Annotated in this window: 17 protein-coding genes and 1 pseudogene; 12 read left to right on the plus strand and 6 right to left on the minus strand. The window is 46.5% G+C overall.

The features are described 5' to 3' along the window. The first annotated feature begins 187 nt into the window (after positions 1–187). The 4 genes from L21SP3_RS10340 to L21SP3_RS10355 are packed head-to-tail and all read left to right on the plus strand — an operon-like array spanning position 188 to position 2,785. Positions 188–790, plus strand: a complete 603-nt coding sequence (locus L21SP3_RS10340; protein ID WP_077541240.1) for a type IV toxin-antitoxin system AbiEi family antitoxin domain-containing protein — start codon at positions 188–190, stop codon at positions 788–790. Continuing rightward, positions 787–1,692: a nucleotidyl transferase AbiEii/AbiGii toxin family protein gene (locus tag L21SP3_RS10345; RefSeq protein WP_161488179.1), complete on the plus strand. Its 906-nt coding sequence runs from the start codon at positions 787–789 to the stop codon at positions 1,690–1,692. Before L21SP3_RS10340 ends, L21SP3_RS10345 begins: the two co-directional genes overlap by 4 nt. Further along, positions 1,683–2,270 (plus strand): hypothetical protein, encoded by a 588-nt coding sequence (locus L21SP3_RS10350; RefSeq protein ID WP_077541244.1) that lies wholly within the window; start codon positions 1,683–1,685, stop codon positions 2,268–2,270. Before L21SP3_RS10345 ends, L21SP3_RS10350 begins: the two co-directional genes overlap by 10 nt. A 2-nt stretch (positions 2,271–2,272) precedes the next feature. Next, complete coding sequence (locus L21SP3_RS10355; protein ID WP_077541246.1) at positions 2,273–2,785, plus strand: DUF6933 domain-containing protein; 513 nt, start codon at positions 2,273–2,275, stop codon at positions 2,783–2,785. Between the two features lie 6 nt (positions 2,786–2,791). Here L21SP3_RS10355 and L21SP3_RS12250 read toward each other — a convergent pair. After that, positions 2,792–2,941 (minus strand): annotated as a pseudogene (locus L21SP3_RS12250) (DUF6900 domain-containing protein); the annotation flags it as partial. A 221-nt stretch (positions 2,942–3,162) separates the two neighbouring features. Between L21SP3_RS12250 and L21SP3_RS10360 the strand changes: the two are divergent. After that, positions 3,163–4,506 carry an IS5 family transposase gene (locus L21SP3_RS10360; protein ID WP_227806747.1) on the plus strand — a complete coding sequence of 448 codons (1,344 nt, stop codon included), beginning with the start codon at positions 3,163–3,165 and terminating at the stop codon, positions 4,504–4,506. 363 nt (positions 4,507–4,869) lie between these two features. Here L21SP3_RS10360 and L21SP3_RS10365 read toward each other — a convergent pair whose 3' ends face one another. Next, positions 4,870–7,137: a sialidase family protein gene (locus L21SP3_RS10365; protein WP_077541248.1), complete on the minus strand. Its 2,268-nt coding sequence runs from the start codon at positions 7,135–7,137 to the stop codon at positions 4,870–4,872. A 195-nt stretch (positions 7,138–7,332) separates the two neighbouring features. Here L21SP3_RS10365 and L21SP3_RS10370 point away from each other — a divergent pair, with 195 nt between their 5' ends. The 3 genes from L21SP3_RS10370 (at position 7,333) to L21SP3_RS10380 (ending at position 10,903) form a co-directional block, all read left to right on the plus strand. After that, positions 7,333–8,700 (plus strand): sigma-54 interaction domain-containing protein, encoded by a 1,368-nt coding sequence (locus L21SP3_RS10370; RefSeq protein ID WP_161488180.1) that lies wholly within the window; start codon positions 7,333–7,335, stop codon positions 8,698–8,700. A gap of 158 nt (positions 8,701–8,858) precedes the next feature. After that, complete coding sequence (locus tag L21SP3_RS10375; RefSeq protein WP_077541252.1) at positions 8,859–9,194, plus strand: thioredoxin family protein; 336 nt, start codon at positions 8,859–8,861, stop codon at positions 9,192–9,194. Positions 9,195–9,208: 14 nt separating this feature from the next. Beyond that, complete coding sequence (locus L21SP3_RS10380) at positions 9,209–10,903, plus strand: FAD-dependent oxidoreductase (RefSeq protein WP_077541254.1); 1,695 nt, start codon at positions 9,209–9,211, stop codon at positions 10,901–10,903. A gap of 58 nt (positions 10,904–10,961) precedes the next feature. On the opposite strand, the gene L21SP3_RS10385 is transcribed toward L21SP3_RS10380, so the two are convergent. From L21SP3_RS10385 to L21SP3_RS10400, 4 genes are all read right to left on the minus strand, one after another. Then, positions 10,962–12,062, minus strand: coding sequence for a tRNA-queuosine alpha-mannosyltransferase domain-containing protein (locus L21SP3_RS10385; protein WP_077541256.1), 1,101 nt, complete (start codon positions 12,060–12,062; stop codon positions 10,962–10,964). Positions 12,063–12,072: 10 nt separating this feature from the next. Next, on the minus strand, positions 12,073–13,008 hold the full coding sequence (locus L21SP3_RS10390; RefSeq protein ID WP_077541258.1) for a GGDEF domain-containing protein: 936 nt from the start codon (positions 13,006–13,008) through the stop codon (positions 12,073–12,075). Further along, the gene (locus L21SP3_RS10395; protein ID WP_077541260.1) at positions 13,005–13,475 is read right to left on the minus strand and encodes an NUDIX domain-containing protein; all 471 of its coding nucleotides are present in this window, start codon (positions 13,473–13,475) and stop codon (positions 13,005–13,007) included. The genes L21SP3_RS10390 and L21SP3_RS10395 overlap by 4 nt, the downstream gene beginning before the upstream one ends. A gap of 74 nt (positions 13,476–13,549) precedes the next feature. Then, the gene (locus L21SP3_RS10400; protein WP_077541263.1) at positions 13,550–14,608 is read right to left on the minus strand and encodes a M42 family metallopeptidase; all 1,059 of its coding nucleotides are present in this window, start codon (positions 14,606–14,608) and stop codon (positions 13,550–13,552) included. A 286-nt stretch (positions 14,609–14,894) separates the two neighbouring features. On the opposite strand from L21SP3_RS10400, the gene L21SP3_RS10405 reads away from it, so the two are divergent. The 4 genes from L21SP3_RS10405 (at position 14,895) to L21SP3_RS10420 (ending at position 21,471) form a co-directional block, all read left to right on the plus strand. Then, a complete protein-coding gene (locus tag L21SP3_RS10405) occupies positions 14,895–16,304 on the plus strand; it encodes an arylsulfatase B (protein WP_161488181.1) in 1,410 nt (469 codons plus the stop codon). Positions 16,305–16,880: 576 nt separating this feature from the next. After that, a complete protein-coding gene (gene yajC / locus L21SP3_RS10410) occupies positions 16,881–17,312 on the plus strand; it encodes a preprotein translocase subunit YajC (protein ID WP_077541267.1) in 432 nt (143 codons plus the stop codon). Positions 17,313–17,368: 56 nt separating this feature from the next. Further along, a complete protein-coding gene (locus tag L21SP3_RS12190) occupies positions 17,369–20,998 on the plus strand; it encodes a protein translocase subunit SecDF (RefSeq protein ID WP_077541269.1) in 3,630 nt (1,209 codons plus the stop codon). Positions 20,999–21,162: 164 nt separating this feature from the next. Then, on the plus strand, positions 21,163–21,471 hold the full coding sequence (locus L21SP3_RS10420; RefSeq protein WP_161488182.1) for a LysM peptidoglycan-binding domain-containing protein: 309 nt from the start codon (positions 21,163–21,165) through the stop codon (positions 21,469–21,471). The last annotated feature ends 1 nt before the right edge of the window (position 21,472 follow it).

Raw genomic sequence — 21,472 nt, forward strand, 5'->3', positions numbered from 1 at the left:
CAGAGTCAGCGATGGGAGGCAAGTTTCGGGGATATTGCGTAAAGAGCTGTTTAGCGGCCATCATGGAGGGGATTCGAATTTTCTTGTTTTTTTATTCTTAGATGAAAATTATTTGAAAATAGATGCTTGCTTGTTACAATATGATGACAGATATTTATAAGTGTCACTGAATTGTAGTGCTGCGAAAATGAACGACAAAGAAAAAATACTGAAATATGCTGCTAAAAAAGGGGCAATCAGTCCCAGAGAAATCGAGAGTGTGGGTATTTCACGGCAAAAGCTCTATAGACTTTATCGTGAAGGCAAACTGGTTCGAGTAGACCGTGGTACATATTCTATTCGGAATGTTGAGCCGACCGAATGGCATACTTACGTTACTGTAGCAGTGGCTTTCCCTAAATCTGTAATATGTCTGCTTTCCGCACTTCAATTTCATAACCTTACAACACAGAATCCCCATAACGTTTGGATTGCTCTTGACCGAGAAGCGGACAGAAGGAATCCGAAACGCAGTCGCCAGCCGGTTTCGATTGTTCGATTTTCAGGAGATTCTTTTTCACAGGGTATTGAAACTCACAGTATCGAAGGGGTTCACGTTCAAATATACAGTGCAGCGAAAACCGTGGCAGACTGCTTTAAGTATCGCAACAAGATAGGGCTGGAAATAGCAATAGAAGCAATGACTGATTGTATTCGTAAGAAAAAAGCTACGCGAGATCGAATCTGGCAGTTCGCCAAAATATGCAGAGTATCAAAAGTCATCAGACCTTACATGGAGGCAATAACGTGACATCCAGAAAAGCTCAGTCCATTCGACAACAACTTCTTAATATCACCAATGAAAGATCTGTCGATTATAACCTCACTCTAATCTGGTATGCCCTGGAACGGCTGCTCTATAGACTTAGCAGGTCTAAGTATTCAAGTCGTTTCATTCTTAAGGGTGCTATGCTTTTTACTGTTTGGTCAGGGAGATCATTCAGACCAACAAAAGATATTGATTTTTTAGGTTTTGGCAAATCTTCAGCGCAAGATCTCAAGAATCTATTTACTGAGATTATTCAAATAAATGACGACTTGAATGACGGCCTTGTGTTTTTAAGTGAAAGCCTTAGTGTACAGCCTATTCGTGAAGAGCAGGAATACGGAGGACAGCGAATTACCCTGAATGCCTTGCTTGGAAATGCCCGTATTCGTTTGCAAATTGATATTGGCTTCGGAGATGCCATAACGCCTGTACCGGAAAAGATTCAGTTTCCCACTCTGTTAGAGATGCCTGCACCAGAAATTCTAATTTATAATAGAGAGACGGTAATTGCAGAAAAATTTCATGCCATAAATGTACTGGGGCTTGCAAGTAGCAGAATGAAAGACTACTACGATCTGTGGATACTATCGAAGCAATATGAGTTCGACGGAAATCTTCTGGCAAAAGCTATCCAGACAACTTTTGAGAGGCGAAAGACATCGTTGCCAGAAAAAATGCCGCTTGGGCTAACAGATGAATTTTACAAGGATGAAATTATTCTTACACGATGGAATGCTTTTGTTAGAAAAACAGAATTGGGCATAGTCGAGAAAAGATTGGAAGCAGTCGTTGAAAGATTACAGCTATTTTTCGATGATGTAATCAGGGCGTTAGCGACAAGCGAAAATTTTGACAAAAAATGGGACAAAAATCAATGGAAATAAAGAATCCCTATCCTAAAGAAGTTTCATACTATCTCGATAAATGGGACACCCTTGAAAACTACGTGTTACAGGAAAGCAGCCTTAGAAAGTTATTCACACAAACATATCCACTGAACATTGAAATGGATGATGTTTTGATAAAAGTCTGCTCATTAAATGATTTTTACAGCACTAACATTTTTTCCCCTTTCAACGTAGCGAAACATATTGTTGGATTACAAATAGATCAGCGGCTTGCTGATAGAGACTTCAACCTTGTAAATGATATTGCTACTGTAAAAGTAAATGACCATAAAACCATCAATTTCTACTCCTTCGCTACCAAATATTGCAGCCATCACTTGCCTGAAGATTACCCCATATATGACAGCTTTGTGGAAAAAATGCTCATGTATTTCAAAGGAAAGGACAAGTTTTTCAGGTTCAAGGCAAATGACCTCAAGCACTATCCAACTTATCGAAAAGTTTTAATGCAATTTAGAAAATTTTATGAACTTGGAGATTTTACACTAAAACAAATTGATAAGTATCTGTGGCAAGCAGGGAAGGCCTATTTCCCCAAAAAATACGGGGCCTGATTTTGAAAGGTAAATTCATGTTCGCATTACACTGCACAAAAAAGGCACAGGATCGCCTGAAGGTTAAACCGGTTAGTGCCTTGCCCGAGCCAACCACCCGATTGGGGAATTGGTATTGTAATGAATTTACCACATCCAGGCGAAAATACCTGATCTTCGTCAATGTACGCACATTGCTGCCAATTGTGGTTTCAGTTAAAGGATTGAAAACAAGCAGGGATATTCTTGAACTTTTCAAGCAACGGTTGTTCAAAGCATTTCTTCTTCTACAATTGCCGGAAGAAAAATTTATGCCAGAGCTTGTGGAGATGGATGAAGCGGTCTTCGCAAAAACGTCTAACCGAAGCATTGTTGGTTCAATGAACGATATTATAGCACAGGCCAAATTCTCATCTGATTACCATGAAATTGATGTGGATAGTCCGGCGATGTTTGAGAGCCTTTCGCAAATACCGTTAAAAGCCAATGGCTACAAGCGTTCAACCGAGTTGGTGGCTGAATTGCTACGACCTTAAAGAGCTTCACCGGCATGACTCTTTTCCTGCCTGATAGGCTTTTTCGAGGGCTTCTTTGATGCTCCAGACGGCGTGTTCATGGAAATCGTGGGTATCCCAGTTGCGGGTTTCAAGCGTTTCAAGGAAAAGCACTTCCTTGGCTATTTGCAGTAAGGTCTCGTCGCGTTTTTTATCAGCTTTTGCATTTGCTTTTTCATCTTAAAACCTTTCTATTCAATGGTTTACGTTTACTTTAGTCGCCCCTGAAAAAGTTTAAAATTTTCCTTAAATTCTTTCCTGATAATGGTTTATATGATTGAAAAGCTTTCGAGATATGGTATAATATTGCAAGTGTTTATCTTACATCTATCAAAACATTGCAATATTGGGACAAAATAATGAAGGCAAAAAACAATAAAGCAGGCTTACTCTTTCAGCAGCCATTAAAACCTCTTGTAAATCCTGATCACTCTTTAGTCCAACTCTCAGAGGTTGTCAACTGGTCTCGCTTTGAAGAAAAGTTTGGCAGTTTATACAGTCCTGATTCAGGCAGGCCGGCCAAGCCGATTCGCCTGATGGTCGGCCTTCAGTATCTCAAGTACACTTTCAATCTCAGCGATGAAGCAATCGTTGCCGGCTGGGTTGAGAATCCTTACTGGCAGTATTTCTGCGGCGAAAGATACTTCCAGCACGAGCCTCCTATTGATCCAACCAGTATGACTAAGTGGCGTAATAAGGTAAAATCTGATGGTCTTGAAGAGCTGCTCGAAGAAACTATCAAAGCCGGCTTGAAGCTTAAGGTTATCAAAAAGAACGATTTCAACAAGCTCGTTGCAGATACAACCGTTCAGCAGAAGAACATCACTTATCCGACCGACGCAAAACTCTGCCACAAACTGCGCATTAAGCTTGTAGATCTTGCAAAAGCATCAAAACTCCAACTTCGCCAAAGCTACGAAAGGGTTGGGAAAAGGGCGTATGTAATGCAGGGCAGGTATCGACGTGCAAGACAGTTCAAAAGAGCTAAAAAAGAAGTGAAGAAATTAAGGAACTACCTGCGGCGAATTACGAAAGAGGTCGAGCGGAATATAGCAGGCAATGAGCAGTTAAGAATAATTTTTGATACATTGCTTCAAGCCGCTAAGAAGCTTTTAGCCCAGACAAAGAAAAGCAAAAATAAACTCTACAGTATTCACGAACCTCACGTCTGCTGCATTGGGAAAGGCAAAAGCCACAAGAAATATGAGTTTGGAAATAAGGTTGGAATTGTAACTACTGCCAAGAATAATTTTATCGTAGGAGCGTTGGGCTTTGAAGGAAACCCTTATGATGGCCATACTCTTCGGGCTAATCTGAAGCAGACAATGAATTTAATCGGGAGAGAAAAGCTTGGAGATGTTTATGTTGATGGAGGATACAAGAAACACGGCTGCGAGGATATTGGAAATGTTGAAATTGTAGAAAAGGGCTGGCGAAAAAAGAAACGAAGTATCAAGAGGTGGATTAAGAGAAGATCGAGCATAGAACCAACGATAGGCCACCTCAAAGAAGACAACAGGTTGGGAAGAAACTTCTTGAAAGGTGTAGAAGGGGACAAAATGAACGCCCTCGGCAGCGCTTTTGGGTACAATATGCGTAAACTTCTAAAGAAGTTTACTTTTGCCTATATTTTTATGCTTAAAATTATTGAATTTTACAGAAATTTGGCAATGAAAAGCAAATTAAAGACTCGATTAGCCTGATATATTTTTTTAGTTTCCCCAAAATCATTGATTTTTCAGGAACGACTACTTTATAACCCCATTAAGCCATTGATTCGGGCAGTCATCAAGTCAATTAAGCTGTTTAATTGCAATAACTTAGCTTATTTTATGGATTGCCTGCTGGTTTGGTGGCGAATCTGGCGTTATCAGTGACCACGGGCAGTAAACCTCGGATACCGGGCCGATCTCGCTACCATCGGGACGAATGGCGGCGCCGGCGGCGGACAGGCGGATTTTAGCGCTGCTCGGTTTGAATATAAGCCTTGTTCTGTAAATAATCTTTGGGTGCTGTGAGTTTTAGTTCAGGCGAGGGGTTTAGGATAATAGAAAGGAGCGTTTTGATTACTCAAGCCAGCTTTCTGCAAGCTCAATCAAATCATCCGTGTTTACAAATCCGTCGCGGCTAAAGTCAGCATAGCTGCATCCCTGTTTATTCGGGCAGTCTTCAGCGAGCCACCAATACGCTATATGCGAAAAGTTTAGATATGAGTTATCAGGCGAAATCTCTGCTTTTCCGTTTGAGTACAGCATAGAGCTGTCCCACGAAAGCCCCTCCGGGAGAACGGGCATAATCTCTAAGTAGAATTCACTGCTGAGATGGTTTACCCCTTCCATCAGCTCATAAGAAGCGTTTGGCTCAAGGCTTAGGCTTTCGTGGGGGTTGAAATACAATCTGCCGGTAATAAAAGTTTGGCTGGTCTGCGTGAAGCTGAGCTTGGCTGAGCCGTCTAATTCTAAAGTTCCGCTGCTCATTTTGAAGGTATCTTCGATATAAACCGTGCCTTCTCCTTTTACAGCGAGCTTTTTATAGTTTAGATCTACCTCGCCGGTAAGGTGCAGTTCAGCTCCGTTTTCAACAATAATATCAATATGATTGTTCAGCCACACAGGCACTGCTATCTCGTGGCTGCCTCTTCGCACTTCAATCACGCTTTGATAAGTATCTGATTCAAATGTGATGCTGCCCGGGCCCTGCAGAGTGTAGCCGGAGTCATTATTGAATCGGATAGACTTGATCGCGTAGTCTTTATTCAAGCTCACAGAGGCAGGCGATCCGGCTGCGCTTCCAAAATTCGCTGTTTCGCTGTTATTCTCAGGTCTTCCCCAGTAGTACCAGTTGGTAAGGTCTTCCCAGTTTCCCGAGCCGCTTTTTGTCCAAGCCTTTTCTCCCTCAGCGGGCTGGGAGATATCCAGCTGCCCGCTCTGAAAAGCTGCCGGCGAGCTTGCCGGGGAATCAATATAATTGCCCAGCGCATCAAAACGCAGTATTTTCCCGTTCTGCTGGCGGATATATACATCACCATTGTCGTCCTGAGCTAATGCTTCAGGGTTATTAAGCGGCTGTCCTTCGAAAGTGCTGCCCAGCGTAAAACTTCCGAGAGGTGCATCCTGATGCTGCGTTTTTTCGAATCTGAGAACATCTCCATTTGCTGAATCAATAACGAGGAAATGCTCAGGCGAGGCTTGCCTGAAATTTTCGATTTTGTGGAAAGTCATCAGGTTACTGTCGTGGCCGCGGGGCGGTTTTTCATCGCCCCCGCCTACGTCAAAAGCGGTGCGTGAGGCTATAACCATATCATCTCCGTCGAAGTCAAAATTGAAATACTGAAAACCCTCGCCGAAAGAGCCGTTATCGAGGTTTTCGGTGAAAATGAAAATCTTCTGCAGCTCCCAATTGATCAAGTCTTCCGAGCTGAGCAGTCCTCCCGCAGTGCGAACAAGCTCAGGCGGAGTGCCTTCTCCCTTGTGAACGTCTAATACAGGATTGCTAAGCACATAAAACTTGCCGGAAACAGGGTCGTATGAAGCTCCGAACTTTTTCTCGCCTCCGGGCAGATGCGGGAAGGCATCTTCAGCGGATGCATTGAATTTTACCTTAGAAGGGGATTTTGCTTTTATACGAGCTGTATGAGGAAGTCCGCGGATTTTGGGCAGAATATAAACCCCGGTTTGAGCCGATGCCACGGCCTGACCTTCAGTCCAGCCTCCGTCCCATTCGTCTCCCAGCGGATGCCCGTTTGGGGATGCCCAGTTGGTCATTGTCCAAGAGCTTGCTTTGAGCAAATCTGCGCCGGTTGGAGCAGAAATAAGACGTCTTGTCGCTCCTGACCAAATTCGCCCGTTAAAAACCAGGGGATTATTCGGTGAGCCTATGCCTTGATTGCCGAGAAGGCCTGTCTGCGAATTATCTGCATTTGTCCAAGTATTGCCGTTGTCTGTAGATTTGCGTATTACATTCTGTCCGCCGTCGGAGTTGTAGGAACCGAGCAGGTATAAATCACCATTATGAACGAAAAGACTGGCTCTGAGAATGCCGTTAAGGGTGGCTGAATGAGTCCAGCTTGCACCTTTGTCTGAAGAACGAAACACTGAGGTTTTGCCGGAATTATCGGCATCAGAGCCCCCTCCAAATCTTGCATGAGAGGTGATATAATCCCCGTTCGGGAGCACTGTTATACAGGGGTCTGAAATATAAACCGGATTTATTGGTACTCCAAAAAAGCGTGAAGGCGATTCGATGTAGTTGATAACACTGCCAGGGACTGAGCTGAAATCTGCTTTAACAAAACAGAATACGCTTAAAAATAACACAAAACCAAACTTTTTCATAATCAGCCTCTTAAAAAGGTTTGCAAAGTCTTAGAATAAATATCTGTTTAACATTTCTAATATTTAATGTTCGGGCAGGGCGAATGTTTGACTTTTTTTTTTGATTTACTTTGCTTGACCGTCAAATTTAATGATGTAAAATTAAGTTGGCGCAGAGTTAGCGCATTTGAATTGCATTTTATTTCTGAGGCATATATGGCAGGTTCAAGCAATCTGAATTCACATTTCCGGGAGGCTCTGATAGAAACAGTTCCGTGCTCGGTTTTTATAGTGGACAAGAATCGCAAGATTATATTCTGGAGCAAATCCGCCGAGCAGCTCACAGGCTACAGCGCTGAGGAGATTATCGGGAGCACCTGCTACAAGCTCAGGATGAATATATGCGCGAGCAAGGATCCGGAAATCCGCAAAACTTTCTGCCCACTTGAATCTGGGAACGAAGGGGCTGAGGTAGAATGCGAGATGATCCGCAAAGACGGCAGCACAGTTCCCGTTATGCGGCGCAGCAAGCCTGTTTACGATGATGCAGGGCAGATGATCGGAGCGATCGAGGCTCTTATAGATGTGAGCCTGATAAAGCAGGCGAGAACAGAAATCAGCATACTAAAGCATGAAATCGCAAGGCGGGGCAGCTTCGGGCAGCTCGTTGGCGGGTCTTCAAGAATGCAGAAGCTTTACGAAACGATTAAAGTGGTCTCGCAGACCGATGCGAATGTAGTTGTGGAAGGTGATACCGGCACAGGCAAAGAGCTTATCGCCAAAACCATCCACAACGAGAGCCTGAGGTCTAAGGGGATATTTCTGGCTGTAAACTGCGGGGCTCTTCCCGAATCTCTGCTGGAGGCAGAGCTGTTCGGTCATGCAAAGGGCGCGTTCACAGGGGCTGTTCAAGCTCGTACAGGCTGCTTTGAGGCCGCCGGCGGAGGCACGCTTTTCCTCGACGAGATTGGCGAGATGCCGCTTACATCTCAGGTGAAGATACTCCGCGCTATACAGGAGAAGGAAATAACGAGAATCGGCGAAACGGCTCCCCGCAAGATTAACGTTAGGATTATTGCCGCCTCAAACCGAAACCTTTATAAGATGGTTCAGGAAGGCATTTTCCGCGAAGACCTTTACTACAGGCTCAATGTGGTTAATTTGCGTGTCCCATCGCTTTCCGAACGAACGGAAGATATACCTGATCTGGTTACCCATTTCATCCATCAGTTCAATTCCGAGTACAGCAGGAACATCGAAGGCTGCTCGCCTTCTGCTATGGAGAATCTGCTCAGCAGAGAGTGGCCAGGGAATGTCCGTGAGCTCAAGCATTCTATAGAGCATGCGTTTGCCGTTTCGCTGAGGGGGCAGAAAACTATTACTATTGAATCTCTGCCTGCGGTGAAACCGAGGTCAATCAGTCTTGAAGAAGAACATACCAGCCTTCACTCAGATCCCAAAACCGAGCTTTTGGAGACGTTAAAAAAGACTGGCGGAAATAAAACCAAGGCAGCGAAACTGCTCGGGATAACAAGGGCAGGGCTTTACAAAAGGCTGAAGCGTTTCGGCATAGATGCCGGTTAGCGCAAACCTCATCCTGTTAGCGCATATTTAATTAGCGCATCGGTTTATAACACGCAAAACAAAGGCCTTTAGGGCTTTTTGAAAGCGCATACTTCCTTTTTTGTTTTTTGGCATACTTCTTTCTTAGCTCTATGTAAGTGGTTATACAAGGCTATTAAATGAATCAAGAGAGCAAAGCAACATCCATAAAAGAACTCGGCAGCAGAATAAAAAACGGCACCTGGCTGGTAATGTTTGCTGCTGAATGGAGCAGTCCGTGCATGCGTCAGGCTGAAATACTCGAAGCGGTAGAAGACAGCCTTCGCGAGATGGGCTTAAAAACAGCTCAACTGAGCTCTGAGAACTTTCCTGAGCTTGCAGAAAGATGGAGTATTCTTGCCTACCCGACAATCCTTATAATCCGAAACGGAAGTGTAAAATGCCGGCTTATAGGTGTGCAGTCTGCTGAGTCTATATGGAAAGCTGCTGACAGAATTAACAAAAAACAAAATTAACAAAGGAGATGGCAATGGGAAAAGGTATGAAGGTAGTGGTTATAGGTGCAGTGGCTGCGGGGCCGAAAGTGGCTTCGAAGATTATTAGGCAGATGCCTGATGCAGAGGTAACCTGCGTTGAGAAGGGCAGATTCCTTTCTTATGCAGGCTGCGGGCTTCCATACTATGTATCCGGCGTAGTGGAAGATCAGGCAGAGCTGATGAGTACGCCTGTAGGTGTGGTTCGGGATCCGGTGTTTTTCAGGAACGTGAAAAACGTGCACGTTCTCGAGCAGACAGAGGCAGTATCGATAGACCGTAGCGGAAAGAAGGTTTATGCGAAGGATATCAGAACGGGCAATGAGATCTCGCTGGATTATGATAAGCTTGTGCTTGCAACGGGTGCATCGCCCTTTATTCCTCCGATTGAAGGCACGAAACTTAAGAACGTATTCACTCTGCACGGGGTGGATGATGCAGAGGGCATAAAGGCTATGCTCGCGGAGCATAAGGCCAGAGATGCAGTGATAATCGGCGGCGGTCTTATCGGCGTCGAGATAACCGAATCTCTCGTTCATACAGGCTGCAGGGTAACGATGGTTGAGATGATGCCCCAGATCCTCACCATGCTCGACTGGGAGATGGCAAAGCTCGTTGAGCAGCACATGGAGGCAAAGGGGGTTAAGGTTCTGACAAGCACGAAGGTTGAAAAGGTGGATGGAAAATCAGGCGTTGTTGAGGCCGTGCGGACTTCCAACGGGAAAATATGCACCGATATGGTTATTATGGCTGTAGGGGTGCGCCCGAATACAAAGCTCGCCAAAGATGCGGGTCTCGAGCTGGGAGTTGGCGGGACGATTAAAGTGAACCAGAAGATGCAGACAACAGACCCCGATATCTACGCCGCCGGAGACTGTGTGGAGATGGAGAACCTTATCACCAAAGACAAATGCTATGTTCCGCTTGGCTCAACGGCCAATAAGCAGGGCAGGGTGGCAGCGAATAATATCTCCGGCAGAAAAGATTCATTCCCGGGCATTCTCGGAAGCGCAGTATGCAAGGTGTTTGATTTCTGCGTTGCTCGAACCGGCCTGAGCGAAGAGCAGGCAGCTAATGCCGGATTTGACGTGGAAACTGTGCTTTCCCCGTCCCCGGATAAGGCGCATTTTATGCCCGAGGCGAAGATGCTGATGCTGAAGCTGGTGGCTGATAAGAAATCAGGAAGGCTGCTCGGGCTTCAGGCAATAGGTCCGGGGGCAGGTGACAAGCGGGTTGATGCAGCAGCAGCGGCAATCTCTGCCGGTATGACGATGGAGCAGATATCAAACCTCGATCTGTGTTACGCTCCGCCATTCTCTCCTGCAATGGACAATCTCATAACAGCAGCAAACGTTATGCGGAACAAGCTTGAAGGGGATATGGAAGGCATTTCTCCTCGAGAGCTGAAAGACAAGATGGACAGCGGAGAAGATTTATTCCTGCTTGATGTAAGAAGCGAGGGCGAATTCAATGAAGTTCGGATTCCCGGGGCAGTGAATATCCCGCTCGGAATGCTTCGCAAGAGGCTTGATGAAGTGCCCGAAGACAAAAACACGCAGATTGTTGTTTTCTGCAAGATTTCTTTGAGAGGATACGAAGCAGGGCTCATACTCGAAAACGCAGGCTGGAAGGACATAAAAGTTCTCGACGGCGGCGTTGTAATGTGGCCTTTCGAAAAGATTACACCATAACACTAATTACCTATTACCACTCCTTGCAAGGGGCGGCGCAATGCCGTCCCTTCTCTTGTTATGGCTGAACAGCTTTAAGCAGCTCGCTGTCTATGAGCCGGGCTGTTTTTGCCAGTTTGAATCTGCCGGCGTTTTCTATTGCCTCTCGGGCGTTCCTTTCGCGAAAGGCTTTGTCTGTTATGAGGGTTTCAAGCCTTTCTGCTAAGTCTTCAGCGGTGCTTCCGTAGAGCAGCAGTTCGCTTTTTTGGAATGTTTCGGGGTATGCGAGCCTGTTTGGAACCGCACAGGCGCAGCCCGCAGAGGAGGCCTCCAGAGCAGAAATCCCGAAGAACTCGTGATTGGCAGTGGAAACGAATATATCGCTGTCTTTGAGCACACCCAGATATTCCCGCTTTGATTGTTTGAAGCCCCAATTCTCTATGATATCCGCAAATTCAGTTTTTGCCTGTTCGAAAATCGAAGGCGAGTTTGCAAAGCTCTGCCCCAAAACGTTCAGCCTGAATTCGATTCCCTTCTCCTGCAGAATCCTTGCGGCAAGGAAGAAGTCTTCGGGGTTTTTATCGTGTTCCCATCTGGCTGCCCAAGAGATTCTTGGCACATTGCGAAGCGGAATCCTGCTTTCTATTTCACCGCTTATTCCGGGGTATGTGATTTGGGATTTTTCTCTTATTTGCTCGAGAATTTCGAGGCACTTGAAGTCCGGCATCTTCCTGAGAACTTTTTCCGATTCGCTGAGGAAGTCTTCCAGATGATACCCGGAATTGAACATCACCTTATCAGCTGCCAATGCGCTTGATAGGTTCGTTATTCCAAACTGAAAATCTCTCTTGTCTTCCACCTGATTGGGATAGGTAAACTGATTTTCGTGGAAATAGATAACAGAGGGCAGATTCGCTGCCTTACAAATTCCCTTGAGCTCTGAGAGGTTGAGCATATCCGAGCAGAAGATTGCATCAAATTTCTGTCCTTTGGATTTCAGCTCATCTATTCTTCCCGCCATCTCAAATGCGCTTGCCCGCATACGCCATTTCCACTTCCTTGCGGGCATAGTCAGCAGATGACTGCTGTGCCGGCTGTTTTCGCAGAAGCCCTCGAGAAATTCCTTGTGGCTTCCGTCGAAGTAGGGCTCTATGATAAGTATGTTCAGCTTTTCATCCATTCGGGCTGTTTCACGAAAACAGGATTGTATGTTTGCCGCTTTTCTTGGCCTTCATAAGGGCGCTGTCTGCTGATTCGAGCAGTTTGTCAAGCTCCCTGCCTCCCTCGGGATACGCGGACATCCCGCCGCTGAGAGTGAGCCGGCCGCGTGAAGTTTCCACCTCCACCACGTTTTTGCTGATTCGCTTTGAAATCTCAGAGCTTTTCACTGGATGTTTGTAGTAATGCCGTCTTTCCTCGTCTTCGGTTTCGAGGGATTCATTTTTGATTTCGAAATCCCAGATCATAACCGCAAACTCATCTCCGCCAATCCTTGCGAGCAAATCGTGGGGACGGAATGAATTTCTCAGTGCGCCGGATGTGTCTTTTATAATCTGATCACCTGCAAAATGGCCGTATTGGTCGTTGTACTTTTTGAAGTTGTCTATATCGAAAAGGAACACAGAAACAGCTATCTCGCAGCATTCACCAAGCCTTAAAATCTGATTTCCCGATTCTATGAAAAACCGCCTTCTGTTAAGGCCGGTGAGCTCGTCGCAGTAGGCAATTCTGCTGAGCTTGCGGATTCGAGCTTCGTATGAATTTGACTCCACTGAATCAAGCTTGCCGTTTTCGCATATTTGGCTGAATTCGGATTCTGTAAGAGGCAGCGTGCAGTAACTGCTGCAAATGCCCTTGTCCACTACCCTCTGCATTATCGGCTCGAAGATGGTTTCGCCGAGAAGACAGATTGAAGCATCAGGGAAGTTTTTTGCTGTTTCTGCAAGTTTGGTAAAGCCGAAATCAGCCGCAGAATCGAGAATGAAAAAAATCTTTGCCCAAGGTTTTGTCTGGCTTTGCAGGCTTTCCGGGCTTTCAGAAACTGCAAGGTTTTCGGCAATATTCTCCGGCAGTCCCCAGCATCTGCCTCTCGGGGCAGCTATGAGTATATCTTTTCCCGTTTTCATAATAGCCGCTTCTCCAGTTCGGGCAGGCTCTCAAGGGCTGTTTTCACGATCATATCGTGGTCGAATGCGAAATCCAGCTCGCCTGTCTTTTCTGCCGGAATCCACTGAGCCTCTGCCGCATCGTCTGCACCCTGCACCTCAGGTCTGCCCGCTTTAATCAAGGCGATATAGCATATTGTTATCGTTCTGCCTCTGGGGTCTCTGCCGGGACGGCCAAATACGCCAAACTGCTCTGCGGTTTTCAGCTTGAGCCCTGTTTCCTCTTCAAGCTCCCTTAGAGCCCCGTCAAGCAGGTCTTCATCCATCTCGAGAAATCCGCCCGGAACTGCCCATTTGTCCTTGAAAGGGGCTTTGCCGCGCCTAACCAGAAGCACGCTCAGCTCGCCATTGCAATCGGAGAATACAAGCGTATCCACTGTTACCATAGGCCTCGGCCATTTGTATGTATATTCTCCCATCTCTGCCATTTGGCTGCCTTTCCCTTGAGGCGGGGCTTTTGCAATGGAAAGCCCCGCAGTTTCGCAGATTAAGCTAATGCCTGCTACAGTCTGTAGTCTCTCTGAGCGGGGTGTTCTGCGAGAAATTCTGTAACCAGCTTTATAACGTTTTCGATGTCGCTCAGCGAAACGATTTCTACTGGCGTATGCATATACCGGTTTGGTATGCCGATAAGCCCCGTTGCCACGCTCCCGCGGTTTACCTGAATAGCGTTTGCGTCTGTACCGGTAGCCCTGGGGGCGCTTGTAACCTGATACTTTATATCGTGTTTCTTTGCAGTTTCGAAGAGGCATTTGTTCAGGATAGGGTTCATATTCGGCCCTCTCTGGATATTCGGGCCTTCTCCGAGCTTCAGCTCGCCGAGTTTTTTCTTATCTGTTTCGGGGTGGTCTGAGGAGAAGTTTACATCAAATGCGATGCCCGCATCGGGGTTCACAGAAAACGCAGAGGTTCTCGCCCCGCGTATACCGAGCTCTTCTTGCACAGTTGCCACGCCTGCAACGCAGATATTGAGGTCTCTGTCTGCAAGCTCGCGCATTATCTCTGCCACTGTAAACGCACCCGCCTTGTCATCAGTTCCGCGTGAGGTGATTCTGTCTTCTGTGAGCTCTCTGCAGTTTACATCGACTACCATCGGATCGCCCACGCTCACGAGTTTCTTAGCCTCTTCTTTGCCGGATGCACCGATATCAACCCAGATATTCTCCATCTCAACATTTTTCTTGCGCTCATCGGGCTTCATCTGGTGAATCGCTTTTCTTCCGATAACCCCGGGAACCTCGCCGCTGTCGGTGAGTATTCTAACCCTCTGGCCTACAAGCAGAGCAGGGTCCATCCCGCCAACCTGTCCTGTATAAAGGAAGCCGTCGTCGTCGATATATGTTATCATCAGGCCTATCTCGTCGATATGGCCTGCCAGCATAAACTTGAAATCCGCTTCAGGATTAAGCACTGCAATGCTGTTGCCGTGTGAATCTGAGCTTATGTTTTCAACCTTCTCGCCAACCCTGCTTCGCCATACCTTCGCTGCCGGCAGCTCAGAACCGGAAGGGCTTGGGGTATTCAGAAGTTCTTTGAAGAAGTCGAGTCTTTGTTTGTCCATAAAGATATCTCCTTATTAAAATATAGAATAAAGTAATTAATATAACGCAATCTCAGCAAGTGTAAAGCTTTTATAACGACCAGCAGGGCGGTTAAACTGCCTAAATCGGTCAGCGGGCTTTAAAAAACAAAAAAAATGTAAAAATTTCTTCCAGCCCTGCATTTAATGATTAAAGAAGACGGCATTTGCAGATATATATCCTGTAATTGACGGTAAAGGGAGGCTGTTTTAAGCCTTGGTGATATTTTAAAAAATCTTGGGAGAAAAAATGGACAGAAGAAATTTTTTGAGATCAGGCTGTGCCCTAATGGCAGGGAGTATGCTTTTGCCGGAAAGGCTTTTGGCAAAAGAAGAGGAAAAACCAAATATAGTTATACTTCTTGCTGACGATTTGGGCTGGAACGACGTTAGCTATCACGGCAGTGAGATAAGAACGCCTAATATAGACCGAATCGTGAAAGAGGGCGTGGAGCTGGAGCGTTATTATGTTTGTCCGGTATGCTCGCCAACCCGAGCAACGCTTCTCAGCGGCCGGCACCCGCTTCGCTACGGAATGCAGGACGGCGTTTGCACCCCGCTTACTACTCACGGCCTCCCGCCAAAGGAGATAACCATCGCAGAAATGCTCGGCAGTGTTGGCTATAAGAACCGCGCCTGCCTCGGAAAATGGCATCTGGGGCTCAATTCCCAGAAGTTTGATCCGATCAGCCAAGGCTTCACCTACTTCTACGGGCATTACAACGGAGCTCTGGACTACTTTACACACAAAAGATACGGCCAGCTCGACTGGCACAGAAACCGCGAGGCCTGCGTTGACGGAGGCTACAGCACCGATCTTCTCGGCCTTGAAGCAGTGAATTTCATAAACAAACATTCTGATGACTCGCCATTCCTGCTGTATGTGGCGTTCAATGCGCCTCACGGCCCTATGCAGGCAAAAAGAGAAGACCTTGAAGAATACGGCTTCGATCATGACAAGGGCATTATAAAGCACTCAAGCAAGAATAGAGGCAAAAGAGAAATGCAGCCGGAATACGGCTTGAAGGGACGCGGGAACACAGTCCGCCAAACTTACAGCGCAATGGTTGACTCTATGGACGACCAGATAGGAAAAATCCTCGAAGCCATCGATAAGAATAAAATCAGCAAGAATACGATTGTCCTGTTCCAAAGCGACAATGGAGGCATTGCTCATTTCGGCGGGAGCAACAAACCGCTCAGGGGCGGGAAGTTTACTCTTTGGGAAGGAGGCGTCCGCGTGCCGGCGGCGATCCGCTGGCCTAAGAAACTCCCCAGCGGGGTTAAGCAGAACGCTGTTACCGGAGCTGTGGATATACTGCCAACCGTTGCTGAAATCACCGGCGCCAAGAAGCCCGAAGCCCAGCTCGACGGAAGGAGCATTTGGCCTGTGCTGAAAGGCGAGGAAAAACCAGATCCCGAAAGGAAGCTGTATCTGGGCGACAGCTCTGCGGTTATGCAGCGCTGGAAGATAAACAAAGGCAGACTCTTCGACCTCAGCAAAGACCCTTACGAGAAGAATAATATTGCCGATAAGCGGCCTGATATCGTTAAAAAGCTCAATGATTTTATAGAGAAGGTTGAATCCAAAGCGGGCGAAAAATGCAGTCTCGGCCCCGAAAAGAAAGGCGAGTTCGTTCCGCCGAAAGACTGGAATCTCGGTCTTCTGGATAAATAGCAGCCAGCAGGCGGCTTCGATAAAATTATTGCACATATTCAATGTTTGTTTTGCGGCGAGGCCCTCGAAGATTTGTATCTTAAAATCAAGCTGACAACAGTTTCTTCAGCAAGAGGCAATCGGCTCTTGTCAAATGGAAATGTAAAGCGTTTTCAGAAATAATTAAAAATCTTCGCGGGCCTCTTAAGCTTATTGGTTTGTAAAATGCAGAGGCGAACCAGAGCGGGCGTTTCATTCTTGGCAGCGAGTTTAAAGAAGATACCTGACCCTTTGAATTCTCACACCCCTTCAATCTAAAATCATCAGCGAAAATAAGTTTGGATTATCGTTTAGAAATACGAAAAATTTTACAATTATTCAAATATGATTAGGGTTTTCAGCAGACGCTCAGGGCAAACGGCTGCAGGTGATTCTAACAGAGTAAGCAATAAAACTAATTGCAAAGTTTATTCACTTCCGGGCTTGACGGCTGAAAAGGTTGTGTTAAAGTTAAAAACCTGTTGCCTTATAAAGGCTTTCTTTTATAATTTCGATACTTTACTCGACAGCGAAATATTGTATAAATAAGGTAGTATTATGCGTAATTTATGGGTTTTAGCAGCGGCCGATCCGGCCTCTGGCGAGAACACAGTAACAATGGAGCAGGCTGACGGTTCAGCCAGCACAAATTCAACGGTAGAAAGCACAAGTAAAACCGGTGCTGAAGGAACAGGTGAGCAGCAGGCCCCTCAGGGGATGCCTCCCGGACAGATTCTTCTGCTTGTTGGTCTTCTTGTAATGATGTATTTTGTTCTTTTTCACGGCCCGCGCAAGCAGCAGAAAAAGCAGCAGCAAATGCGTGATTCGCTGAACAAGAATGACAGAGTGGTTACTATCGGCGGTATCTACGGGACTATCCTGGAGATAAAAGACGGTATGGTTACTCTGAAGGTCGATGAATCGACTAATGCGAAGGTAAAAATGAAGCTCACCGCTATTGCAGGCAAGGCAGAAGAGAAGCAGGCCTGATTATCACAGCGGAGAGTTGATATATTTAGTGTAAAGACATTGTCAGGAAAATAGCGATGGAGAAAAAACAGCACTGGAAAGGTGTTTTAATCTTAGTTCTTGTAGTTTTTGCGGGGCTTTCCCTATGGCCTCCGCAGAGTAAGCTCAAGCCCGGGCTCGATTTGGCCGGCGGTGCAAGTCTGATTTACAGTATCGACACCGAAGGTATGAGCGATTCTGAAACCGATGGACTGGCCGCAAAGGTAATTCCGGTTATCAAGAAACGTTTAGACCCGGACGGGCTTTCGAATATTGTTATACGCCCGCAGGGCGACACGAGATTCGAAATTCAGCTTCCCCTCGCAAGCGAGGAAACTCAGAAGCTCAGGGAGAAATACCAGAAGGCTTACGATGCCCTCGCAGATACCAACATAAATCTTGCGGTGGTTATCAACTCTCTGTCTCTGCCTGAGAAGGACCGTCAGGAGAAGTTCAAGGAATTTGCGAAGTCTGAATCACACAGAGACTTGCTGAGCACCCTTGCTTCAATATACGATAAGCGTGAAAGGCTTCGGGATAAGAGAGATTCGGCGAAAGAAGCGATGGAGAATGCCAAGTCTTCCATGGAAGATCTCGGCATGCGCACAACAGGCCTTCAGTATCAGTATGAAAACTGGTCTGAGAAAGAGGGCGAACAGCTTACAGAAGCGCTTAACTCGTATGTAGAAAAAACTGCAAAGGAAGGCGAGGAGCCCGAAAATGCGCAGAAGAAAGTTTCCCTGCTGAAAGACTATATCCAAAGCAGGAACGAGTATGTGCAGGTGGTTGATGAGCTTGCAGGTGAAGTGGCGGATAAATACAAAGACGCCCTCAACGACATTTCAAAACTCAACATCAGCCTTGAGGCCTTCACCGAGATGCTCGGCTCTGCCGGCAGGCAGGAATACCTTGCAGAGACCAAAAACAAATTCCCCGACAGAATCGAGGAAATTGAAAACTTCGTTTCCGCTTACGATGCGTATGCAGGCGTTCGCGGAAGGCTCGACGACCCTGAAGACGTTAAGCGTATGCTAAAGGGAGCGGGCGTTCTGGAATTCAGGATTATACCGAGAGCCGCTTCAGGAGACATCAGCAGCGAGGAAGCTCAGAACTACATCCAGCAGCTCAAAACCAAAGGACCGAAGCTCGCATCAGATTCTGATTATGTATGGTGCGAGGTGGACGACCCGCACGGAAAAGGCTTCCCGGGATCTGTAACAGGTGAGTTTGCAGGCAAGAAATACGTTCTTGCAAGCAATAAAGATGGTGAAGTGCTGCTGAATAATCAGGACGGGAAAGACTGGAAGCTCGCAAAGGCAAGGCGTGAGACCGATCAGGCCGGAAGAAGGGCGATAGGCTTCCAGATGAACGAAATCGGCGCTAATATGTTCTACGAGCTCACCGATTCAAACCTGAACCGTCAGCTCGGCGTTCTTCTGGACGGCAAACTTCTCAGCAGCGCAACAATACAGGCTGCGATAGGCAAGCGGGGTATCATTACAGGAAACTTCTCGCAGGTCGAGCAGGCCGATATGGTGAACAAGCTAAATGCCGGCTCTCTGCCTGCAAGGATAAGCCCTGCACCAATCTCAGAGAAGACTATCGGAGCTACAATAGGCGAGGACAACCGCGATCAGGGAATAACTGCCGGAATTATCGGTCTGGTAGTGGTGATGATCTTTATGCTGATCTACTACACCCTAAGCGGCTCGATTGCAGATATAGCGCTTCTGCTGAATATGCTGTTTATACTCGGCGTGATGGCGTTTTCCGGCGCTACATTCACCCTCCCTGGAATTGCAGGTTTGATTCTTACAATAGGTATGGCAGTTGATGCAAACGTGCTGATATTCGAGCGTATCCGAGAGGAGCAGGAATCAGGCGCAACTCTCAAAACAGCGATAAAATCCGGCTACGGCAAGGCCTTCTGGACAATATTCGATGCGAACCTTACAACCTTCATCACAGCCTTCATTCTCTACAGAGTGGCTTCCGAGGAGATCAAGGGCTTCGCAATAGTTCTTATGATTGGTATTGTCTCGAGTATGTTTACAGCCTTGTTCTTTTCAAGGACAGTTTTCCAATGGCTGATCGGTGCCGGTTTGGTTAAAGATAAGCTCGTTATGCTCAAAATGATCCGCAGGCCGAATGTGCAGTGGATGAATATGCGTTTCGGCTTCTTCGCTGTTTCCGGCGTGGTTGTTGCTACTGGGCTGTTTATCTTTTTCGCTCGCGGCAGCGATAAATACGACATCGAATTCACCGGCGGTACAAGCGTTCAGGTGAACTTCAAGGAAAACGTTTCTTATGAGCGCGATGAAGTTGAGAAGAAGATTAAAGAAGCCGGTCTTGAGTCGGCAGAGGTTTACAGCGTAGGCGATAACAACCAGAGCTACGAAATAAATACAACCGAGACTAACAAGAGCAGGGTGGATGTTAATTTTGAAGGCCAGGCTCCATCGAAAGAGAAGGCTTTACAGCTGCTTAACACAAATTCAAGCGATTATGTTAAGCATATAGAGGTTAGCAAAAGCGGCAGCACCCTCGAAGTTTCTACCAGCCAGCTTGCAAAATCTGAAATGCGTGATCTGCTTTCTCAGGCTTTCAGTAATTATGAGTATAACCTCGGCGAGCTGAAGGTAGATGAGGTGGTAAACAACGCTATAATCGAGGCCTTCGGCGAGGAGCTCGAAAGACGCATGGCACTCGGCCTGGAAGCTGAAGAGCCTGTGGTGATTGATGATAAGGTGGCAGATAAGAAACCTGTTCTGCTCAATTATATTGGCGGAGTCTATATCAACTGCACCATAGATAATCCAGCCGAAGCCGGCCAAATAGAGGCAAGACTAAACGATCTTCGCTTCAAGCCGGATATGAGAGACCTTACATGGTTTAAGTTCCATATTTTGAGCGAGAACGGCGAGAAGCTCGATGAAAACCAGAAGGTAAGCGAGTTTAAGTATGTGGCACTTCATCCAGATGCGGGCTCAAGAGAGCTCTCTGAGGACGAGATCGAGACCTTCAAGGAAAATGAGCTTACTAAAATCAAGGCGGCAGCAGCTATCGAAACATCTCTGCCGAGGGTAACCCAGATCAATCCTTCAATAGGAAGCGAATCGCAAACGAAGGCTTTAGTGGCGATTGTGCTTTCGCTGATTGCTATTATCGCCTATATATGGATACGATTCGGGAATCTCTCGTTCGGTCTTGCGGCGATCGCAGCCCTCGTTCACGATGTCTGCATTACGCTTGGAATCCTCGCTGGATGCGTGTTTGTTGCAAACACAGCAGTTGGCGAGATGCTCGGGATACGTGATTTCAAGATTAATCTTGAGATAATAGCGGCCTTCCTCACGATTATCGGTTATTCGCTTAATGATACGATTGTTGTGTTCGACCGAATCAGAGAAAACCGCGGCTCAAATCTGAATGTATGGAAAGAGCTGCTGAACAGAAGTATTAACCAAACGCTTTCAAGAACGATCCTTACATCCGTTACAACGTTCGTAGTTGTGCTGATTATGTACATCTGGGGCGGTGCAGGACTGAGAGGATTTACCTTTGCGATGCTGCTTGGCGTGCTTGCCGGTACGTATTCCTCAATAGCAATCGCATCTCCTGTATTGCTTATAGGGGCAGGAAGCAAAAAGACAAAATCCAAGAAGTGAGCTGAGAAATGCGAAAAGACTATAAATTCGGTTTAATAGTCGGATCGCTTATATCGGCAGTTATACTTTCTTGTTACATAAAAGTAAGAACAGCTGACCCGGAGACGGAGATTTCGTCTTCGGGTCTTTCTGTTTTTGAAGATAATCAGCAGAAAAACGGGGCTGTGCAATCTCATACTCCAGATTCATTCAGGGCTATCCTTGAAAGCAGCGAAGATGGGCAAAGCGATTCTTTCTCTGCCGGCCAGATAACCGAGGCAAATGGGAACAATAACCTCATCGGGCAAAATCCCGAGAGCCCTGCTGTTTATCATATTGTAAAAAAAGGCGAAACGCTTTCCTCAATTTCAAAGAAATATTTCGGCAAGTCTTCTAAGTGGAACGAGATACTTAGAGCCAATCGGGATAAAATAAATTCCGCAGCCGAGCTTAAGCCCGGGATGAATTTGAGAATTCCTGAAAATAGCGAATAAT

The sequence above is a fragment of the Sedimentisphaera cyanobacteriorum genome, assembly GCF_001997385.1.
GTDB classification, from domain to species: domain Bacteria; phylum Planctomycetota; class Phycisphaerae; order Sedimentisphaerales; family Sedimentisphaeraceae; genus Sedimentisphaera; species Sedimentisphaera cyanobacteriorum.

What these genes read in the sequence shown, in the direction of transcription:
- yajC (WP_077541267.1), top strand. Translation starts at nt 16,881, where the DNA reads ATGCGTAATTTATGGGTTTTAGCAGCGGCCGATCCGGCCTCTGGCGAG.
- L21SP3_RS10395 (WP_077541260.1), bottom strand. Translation starts at nt 13,475, where the DNA reads ATGGCAGAGATGGGAGAATATACATACAAATGGCCGAGGCCTATGGTA.
- L21SP3_RS10370 (WP_161488180.1), top strand. Translation starts at nt 7,333, where the DNA reads ATGGCAGGTTCAAGCAATCTGAATTCACATTTCCGGGAGGCTCTGATA.
- L21SP3_RS10375 (WP_077541252.1), top strand. Translation starts at nt 8,859, where the DNA reads ATGAATCAAGAGAGCAAAGCAACATCCATAAAAGAACTCGGCAGCAGA.
- L21SP3_RS10385 (WP_077541256.1), bottom strand. Translation starts at nt 12,062, where the DNA reads ATGGATGAAAAGCTGAACATACTTATCATAGAGCCCTACTTCGACGGA.
- L21SP3_RS12190 (WP_077541269.1), top strand. Translation starts at nt 17,369, where the DNA reads ATGGAGAAAAAACAGCACTGGAAAGGTGTTTTAATCTTAGTTCTTGTA.
- L21SP3_RS10340 (WP_077541240.1), top strand. Translation starts at nt 188, where the DNA reads ATGAACGACAAAGAAAAAATACTGAAATATGCTGCTAAAAAAGGGGCA.
- L21SP3_RS10380 (WP_077541254.1), top strand. Translation starts at nt 9,209, where the DNA reads ATGGGAAAAGGTATGAAGGTAGTGGTTATAGGTGCAGTGGCTGCGGGG.
- L21SP3_RS10365 (WP_077541248.1), bottom strand. Translation starts at nt 7,137, where the DNA reads ATGAAAAAGTTTGGTTTTGTGTTATTTTTAAGCGTATTCTGTTTTGTT.
- L21SP3_RS10400 (WP_077541263.1), bottom strand. Translation starts at nt 14,608, where the DNA reads ATGGACAAACAAAGACTCGACTTCTTCAAAGAACTTCTGAATACCCCA.
- L21SP3_RS10390 (WP_077541258.1), bottom strand. Translation starts at nt 13,008, where the DNA reads ATGAAAACGGGAAAAGATATACTCATAGCTGCCCCGAGAGGCAGATGC.
- L21SP3_RS10350 (WP_077541244.1), top strand. Translation starts at nt 1,683, where the DNA reads ATGGAAATAAAGAATCCCTATCCTAAAGAAGTTTCATACTATCTCGAT.
- L21SP3_RS10360 (WP_227806747.1), top strand. Translation starts at nt 3,163, where the DNA reads ATGAAGGCAAAAAACAATAAAGCAGGCTTACTCTTTCAGCAGCCATTA.